Source organism: Streptococcus sp. k-163 (assembly GCF_013277555.1).
Classification (GTDB): Bacteria; Bacillota; Bacilli; order Lactobacillales; family Streptococcaceae; genus Streptococcus.
Map to the genome: position 1 here is coordinate 1 of NZ_VMND01000020.1, position 8,679 is coordinate 8,679.

Sequence of the window (8,679 nt, forward strand, 5' to 3'; positions counted from 1 at the left end):
GGAAGTTTGTCATTTGGTACTTTACCTGAACCATCTTTACCGATTTCAACAGTAATTGTGTTTCCATCTTCACCTGGGATTTCTACCTTAGTACCTGGTGGATATGTTCCTCCTCCTGGTTTCTTAGGCGTTACAATCGCATCTCCATTTGGTTGTGGAGTAATTTCAATCTCAACTGGAGTTTGAGTTGTTGGTGTTTTAGGATCTGTTCCATTTTTGATTTCTTCCTCATCTGGAATTCCATCATTATCATCATCTGAATCTTCTTTATCTGGGATTCCGTCTCCATCTGTATCGCGTAAAATTGGAACTGGAACTTTCACAGTAACTGTCTCGCCACCTTTTGTAACTTTAACCGGAATTTCGACTGTGCGTTCTTCTTCTTTTGGTTTCCAATCATTTACCTCTGGTTTTCCTTTAAGTTTACCTTCATCATCTACTGTTAAACCATTTACTGGGCCATCTACTGTAATGCTTGAACCTGGTTTGTTAGGTGTCACAACTGTAACTGGTGTAATTTGTGCTTTTTCCGGAACTGGTGCTGGGTTTATAACCTCAGCTGCTAAAGGTCCATTTGCTGTTCCTCTAGCTACAGGACTCTCAAGAGTAAGTACACCATCAATGTTCTTAGAAACTTTTGCAGTTACTTCTGTTTTATCTTCAACTTCAGTATCAGAAATTGTTACAACTCCTTCAGGTGATACTGATACTTTATCATCAGACTTACCATTTACAGTCCATTTGCTTCCAGATTTCGTAACTGTTACAGTTTCTGGACTTGTTTTACCTGTCGGTGTATAAGTAAGAGTAATTTTATCAATATCTTGTTGATTAGTACTATCAGGTTGTTTTGGTGGGGTAATTGTTACACTACCATTCTCTTTACCTTCTACGGTAGGTGCTGTTGGTGTTACTGCTAGAATTACTTTACGCTTGATTTCTGCTGGTGCAAATACATCTCTGGTCGTGCTAGTATCATCTGTCATATTATTAGCTTTAGTGCCTGGGAAGATTGCTGTTGCAGTTCGAGTATATTTACCTGAATTGTCAAGTGTTGTTCCTCGATCTTTATTAACGCCGTTTCTGTCTTTCCATGTCCAAGTCATACCACTTGGTAAATAATTGTTACCACGATCTGCTTTATCTTCACTATCGACTACTTTCAGATAGTTATGCGCATCAATATTTTTAGAACTATTATCTTTATTTAATGTTGAAGCAACTGGTACTTTTGCTATACCGTGCTCATCAAGATTTCTTGTTTCAATATCAACTACGCGGTACTTAAATTTGAAATCACGGCTATCTGAAGGATTACTTCCTTCTACGTGAATAGTTGATTCATGTACTCCTAAAGTTTCAGTATTCAATACAGTTCCTGAAGATAAACGAGTTTTATATTTCTTATCTTCTGAACTTCCATCTTTACCTGTTTGAGCTGTAAATGTAGATGGAGTTACCCCATTTGGAAGTCCTCCCTTAACTTCTACTTTAGAAATCACACCAGAGTTATCCGATACTTTTAACTCTGGGTTAAATGTAGCTCCACGATAAACTGTAAAGATTGGTTCATTGGCAGTTTCTGATAACTCTTTTCCATTTAGACTTGCTTTTGGCTTTTCATTATCCACTACATTGAAAACAACATTTCTCTCAGCTTTTTCTGGTGCAAATACTTGGACACTACCACGCTTACTTGGATTTTTAGGGAACACCGCAATCGCCTTATGAGTTTGTTTTCCTACTTTAGATAAAGTTACATTCGTATCTGATCCGTTAGCATTGTCCCAACGGAAGTTCATTCCTCCTGGGAAGTGAACATCTGCTTGCGATTCTACAACTGGTTTACCTGACTTGTCTTGCTTACCGGCTGTATTTAGGTATTCATTTGGATCACCTGACTTGCTGTTTAATTCGACTGTCTTAGGTGTGTTTTCCACAACAACATCGACAACTTTATACTTCATCAGATAGGTAGCACTATTTACACCATCAGAAATTTTGAACTTAGCTACGTGATCTCCTAGTGTCTGTGTATCAGCTACTGTTCCTGTAGATAGGTTCGTAGTGTATTTTTTATCTTCCGTACTTCCATCTTTTCCGGTTTGAGGTGTATAAGTTTGAGCTTTAGATCCATTTGGTAAGTTCTCAACACTCATAGAAGTAATGTTACCTGAATTATCCCAGGCTTTCACAGTCGGATTAAATGTAGCTCCACGATAGACATAAAATTGAGCAGATTTTGGTTCTGTCTCTGTTAAACGAACTCCACCAACCTCAACGATTGGTTTTTGGTTATCACGTGGTGTAACTTCGAACGTAAATGTTACATCATCAGCTTTATGACCTACATTATCAGTAGCTTTAAAAGTAATTGTATGAACCCCAACATCTTGTGCTGTTGTTGGAATCGTAATAGTTCTTACTTTTTCGGTATCAGTATCTGTTGGTGAATCAACAGATACTTGATTTGAAATGACCCTAGTACCGTATTTTGCTAGAAAATCATCAGTAATAAGATTAACATGTTTATCATCTCTTGCTGTTACTGTGAATCTTACAGTATCACCTTCAACTACTTTTACTGGCTTATCTGGTGAGATTTTTAATGTTGGAGCTTGTGTATCTGGTGCTTCTGTTGGAATAACAGGAGCACTTTTATCAGAAGTTACTGTTCCATTATTATTAGTAACTACTGTTTTAGCTGTAATAGGTTTTCCTGGTAGAGCTTCTGTAACTGTAATTGTCGCAGTCCCTCCTTTAGTTGTTCCAGTTCCAATCTCTCTATCACCATCGTAAAGCTTAACTGTCGAGCCCTCTGGCACTCCGTTTTGGACATTTACAGTAATTTGTTGATTTGGTAACCCTTTTTTATTAGTAACATTTGTTGTAATAATTGGTTGTTTTGGCTTAACGTTTAATATAACTGTTCCATCTGAACCAGAACCTTTGTCTTCTGAACTCGAACCGTCTTGATAAGTCGCAATAGAAGTATATTTGAATACTCCAGCTTGTGCTGTACTTGTTGGTTTGACGTCACCTTGCCAACTCCAAGTCATACCTGGAGGAAATGGTTTACCCTCTTTATGTCTAACATAACCTGAATTTGCAGGATCATCTGGATCTCCCAAAGCATCTCCTACTGTTTTTGTAACTGTTAAACCTTGGATTGGGTCTTTTGGTGCGTCAGGGGTATTTACTAATCTTGTTCCAGTAGCAGCATACACATATCCTGCCGTTGCGTTTGTAGCTAATCCTGCTTTAACAGTTACAGCCATTGTTCCCGCTGCTTTAGCTTGATCCGCCGTTACATTATCCCTTAAACGCATCTTGACATGATATTTATAGGCATAATTAACATGTGGTGCAATAGTTAAAAGATGGGAATAAGATAAACCTGGATAACTTCCATTCTGTTTTATGATACCATTTAAATCAGAATTATTTTGTAAATTCTTCAACATTTGCTGACGTTGATCATTCCTGTTAGGTCCACCAGTTAGCTGATAAAAACTAAAGCCATCGTTCCAAAGTCTTTGGGAGCTATCATCCTCAACTTTTGAAGGAACATAATAAGTAGGCCCTACCTTAGTAAAGTTATTAGGATTATGAGAAAGAGTTCCTCCACTTCCATTATTTCTATAGCGTTCATAATAAGTGTCAAAAAGAGTTGCTCCAGGATAATTTCCACCTTCTATATGTAAAATATCACGTGGCGGATAAAACCAAAATGCATTTCTTGCATTTCCATCTAATGCTTTACCATCATTTTGGAAATAAACGTCATAGGTAATATACTTTTTACCATTTTCTTCGCTATATTTTGCAGTCATGAATGTTTTCTGGATTGTTCGATCACGATCCCCGATATCTGTGCTACCCTGCCTTTTTGCTTCTGATATAAATTCTTTAACATTAATTAAAGCATTTTCTACACGACCATATTCAACAGTAGTCGCTCTAAAACTTGTACCTTCACCCATGCTCTTACCATTACGTGAGTCACGAGATCCTGAAGTCAAACGTGTTGTAGCGTTTTTAACAGAGTTAAACATTCTCTTCACACGTTTTGTCATATCTTCAACATCGTTCAGAGAAACTGTTGTATTTTCAAGAACACCTTGAGCTAAGCCCAATAGTTCATTGGCTTTTTCAAGAACTTCTTTGCTAGTCTCATGCTCAGGCACTTCCAGAACTGCTGCCTTCAATTGATCTACAGATACTTTCAAAGCATCTTTTTTAGCTGATACAGTTTGGCTCTCTTCGCTTGCACTTACTTCAGGAGAAGATTGGTTGGCTAGGTTATCAGCTTGCTTCTCAGTTTTATCTACTTGTTTATCAACTTTTTTATCTACTTGAACCTCAGTTGATTCCTTAGCAGCTGATACGACTGTCACATCTTTAGACAAGAGTTCCGCAAGCTCATCAATATCCTTTTGAGCTAGCTCAGAACTTTCTAGGGATTCTTTCCCTTTTTGAAGTCTGTCTTTAATAGGTGATACTACTGACTCGTCAAGGTTTAATTTAGTTGAAAGAAGAGCATTTAATTCTTCAACTACTTTTCTTAACTTGGCTTTATCAACTGTAGGCGCGTTATTTACAGGAACTGCAGGCGATTGATTTTCTGGAGATTTATGTCCTTCATCTACTTTGTTTGCAGTAGATTCTGGACTCTCTTTAGGCAATTCGGCCTCACCTTTAGGGTTTACTACACCCGCATTAAGTTGTGAAGTCTTGTCAACTACACTATCCGCACTCGCAACGCGGGCACCTAAAAACATCAGCGCTGCAACAGCAACTGAAGCAGCACCGAAACTATACTTACGAATAGAAAAGCGCAAAACTTTTTCACGTTGCTGGCGCTTGATTCTATTGAGTGAATTTGATTTATTTTCCATTGTTCCTCCTTATGTTAAAATACAAAATCAAATTAAAAGCAATATTCCCTCTGGGAATAAAACAATAAAAACCACTATGATGGACATTTCACATCACAGTTTTGACAGCTAGATTATACCACTTTCAATATATTTAATCAATTAAAATGGTATAAATACAAGCAATCCAAAGAAAGCGCAATCAGCAAATATATAATAATTAAAAACAACTCTGAATAACGATAAATATCCCATCCTTAATTTTAAAATATTCTTCAGATATATCCTATAAATATAATTTTATATTATTACAAAATCAAAAAAATAAATTTCTTCCTTAAAAAAACAAATATATAATAGTTTTAATTAAAAATCCTATCATTGGTTCCGTGTACCTATAATTTTAAAGCATATACTTATACAACAATATTTCTTGAATAGTCTATCAACAAAAGGGGAACCTTGATTTCAAATGAGTATAACAGATTGAAGCTAGAATAGTATAATATGACTTCTAATTCATTTTTAAAAATTAATCTAAATCCCCTCATCGATTTGTACATATTTTATTTCAACCCATTATCTCTAGGTACGAATATTGATATCTACTTTTTTCTAGAATACGACAACAGCCTTGTACCTCTTGAAATGAGGAACAAGGCCGTTTCTTTATCTTTTACATTCATTGTCCACTTAACAATGAACAATTCATATTTTGACTACATTTTTATTTTAGTCTTCTTTTTTCTTTCCAATAAGAAATCTGAGACCGCCTAGCATACCAAGAAGTCCTAGAGATGCAAGAGTCGCGTTTGATTCTGTTCCTGTATTTGGCAATACATTTTGAGAATTATTTGACTTAGCTCTATTATCAATAGAATCTGTAGCATCTTCATGATTTTCATTCGGAGTAACTGCATCTGGAATTGGAGTTGGTGATACAGCTGTATCTTGACCAGAATTTCCATTAGCATCAGGTATTACTGGCGTAACTGGAGTTGGAGTGGTTAGCGCAGGTGTATCGTGACTAGAATTTCCATTAGTATCAGGTGTTACTGGAATTGGAGTTGTGTTTGAACTTACTTTTCTGAAAATGTGAGTCATTACTGGTTCATTTTCATCAATCACAGTTCGTACAAATTCATATCCAGAAATTGATCCATGTTCAGCATCCTTTTCACTACCTGTCTTAAGGGATGGTTTCAATCCATTTCCATCTTCACCAATCCATCGAACCTCAATCATGAGCTCTGGCAATTCAATTGAATCTGGTAATAGACCATTTTCAAAAATTGTTACCTTAGGCGGAGTTGTTACATTAGGAACTTCCACAGATGGTTTACCTGGCTCAGTAGTCTTACCTATACCTGGTTTTTCTACATCTGGTAGATCACTGTTTGCTACTTTACCTTTACCATCTTCGCCTGAGATTTCTACCTTAGTTCCTGGTGGGTATGTTGAGCCATCTGGTTTCTTCGGTGTTACTGTAACTTCACCTGTCTTAGGATCTTGTTCTATCTCTACTTTTGGTTCTTTCGTTTTACCATAAGTTCGAACTGTTGTTGGAGTTACCTTACCTGTTTTTGGATCAACCTCATAGGTAGTGGTATCAATCACATCACGACCTTCAGGATTTTTAGATTGTTCAACCTTAGTTTTAGCTCCTACTTTAACGATTGTCTTACCTGCGGGGATGAATACTGGATTACCAACGTGTTCTGTGATATGACCGTCCTTTGGATCTACATAGTAAGTAGTTGTAGTAACTGTTTTACCTTTTTCACCCTCAGTACGCTGATCTGGTGTACCGAAGTCTTTTTCAACATCTTTAACATATTCCACTTCTGGTTCAATCGGAGTTTCTACTACTTCGTCTTTGGCCGAGACCTTGACCACTGTAGTAGTTGAAAGTTTGATAACAGGTTGACCTTCATGTGGAATGAGGCTGCCGTCTGTAGGATTAACTGCATATGTTGTGGTTACTGTTCTGGTACCTGGAGTACCAGCTACTGTTACATTAGCTTCACCTTTGGCTCTTGTGGCATCTTTCTCATAACGAACACTTGGTTCAAGTGACGTAACAACAACTGTTGATTTAGCGCCATTTGGACTGGTAATGTCTTTCCTTACAGTTGGAGTAAGGGCACCGGTACTTGAATTGACTTGATAGCTGGTTGTCTTCTTAACTACATCATCACCATCTTTAAGGTATTCAACCTCATCCTTAGCTGGGACCTTGACCACTGTAGGCGTTGAAAGTTTGATAACTGGTTTTCCTTCATGTGGAATAAGGCTACCGTCTGCAGGGTTAACAGTATAGGTTGTGGTTACTGTTCTTGTTCCTGGTGTACCAGCTGTTGTTACATTAGCTTCACCTTTGGCTTTTGTGGCGTCTTTCTCATAACGAACACTTGGCTCAAGTGAGGTAACAACAACTGTAGATTTGGCGCCATTTTGTTTGAACACTTCCTTTTTCTCTGTTGGAGTGAGAGCACCGGTACTTGCATTGACTTGGTAGCTGGTTGTCTTCTTAACTACATCATCACCTTCTTTGAGGTATTCAACCTCATCTTGAGCTGGGACTTTGACCACTGTAGGTTTTGCGGGAACTACCACTGCAGGTTCTTCATGCGGAATGAGGCTGCCATCTGTAGGATTGACAGTATAGGTTGTGGTTACTGTTCTAGTACCTGAAGTACCAGCTACTGTTACATTAGCTCCACCTTTGGCTCTTGTGGCATCTTTCTCATAACGAACACTTGGCTCAAGTGGTGTAACCACAACTGTAGTTTTGGAACCATCTTGTTTGAACACTTCCTTTTTCTCTGCTGGAGTAAGGATACCTGTACTTGCATTGACTTCGTAAGTGGTTGTCTTCTTAACAACGTCATCACCATCTTTAAGGTATTCAACCTCATCCTTAGCTGGGACCTTGACCACTGTAGGAGTCGAAGGAACTACCACTGCAGGTTCTTCATGCGGAACAAGACTGCCATCTGTAGGATTAACTGTGTAGGTGGTAGTTACTGTACTTGTTCCTGGGGTACCAGCTGTTGTTACATTAGCTTCACCTTTAGCTCTCGTGGCATCTTTCTCATAACGGACACTTGGCTCAAGTGGTGTAACGATAACTTTAGATTTAGCACCGTTTCTCTTGAAGATTTCTGTTGTCTCTGTTGGAGTTAGGGAGCCCGTACTTGCATTGACCGCGTAAGTTATGGTCTTCTTAACAACATCATCGCCTTCTTTGAGGTATTCGACCTCATCTTTAGCTGAAACTTTGACCACTGTCGGAGTTGACGGTTTGATAACTGGTTGGCCTTCATGTGGAATGAGACTGCCATCTGTCGGATTAACTGTGTAGGTGGTAGTTACTGTTCTTGTTCCTGGTGTACCATCTGTTGTTACATTAGTTTCACCTTTGGCTCTTGTGACATCTTTTTCATAACGAACACTTGGCTCAAGTTGGGTAACAACAACTGTAGATTTGGCACCACTTTGTTTGAAGATTTCCTTTTTCTCTGTTGGAGTAAGGTTACCTGTACTTGCATTGACCGCGTAACTTGTAGTCTTCTTAACCACGTCGTCGCCTTCTTTGAGGTATTCGACCTCATCTTTGGCCGGGACCTTGACCACTGTCGGAGTTGACGGTTTGATAACAGGTTGCCCTTCTTGTGGAATGAGGCTACCGTCTGTCGGATTAACTGTATATGTTGTAGTTAGTGTACTTGTCCCCTGAGTGCCAACTATTGTTACATTAGCTTCACCTTTAGCTCTTGTGGCGTCTTTTTCATAACGAACA

2 protein-coding genes are annotated in these 8,679 nt (G+C 38.4%); both read right to left on the reverse strand.

The features are described 5' to 3' along the window. Positions 1–4,898, reverse strand: a 4,898-nt coding sequence (locus HT731_RS08210) for a YSIRK-type signal peptide-containing protein (protein WP_173278466.1), incomplete at its 3' end; no start/stop codon positions are given. Positions 4,899–5,609: 711 nt separating this feature from the next. Continuing rightward, positions 5,610–8,679, reverse strand: a 3,070-nt coding sequence (locus HT731_RS08215) for a G5 domain-containing protein (RefSeq protein ID WP_173278468.1), incomplete at its 5' end; no start/stop codon positions are given.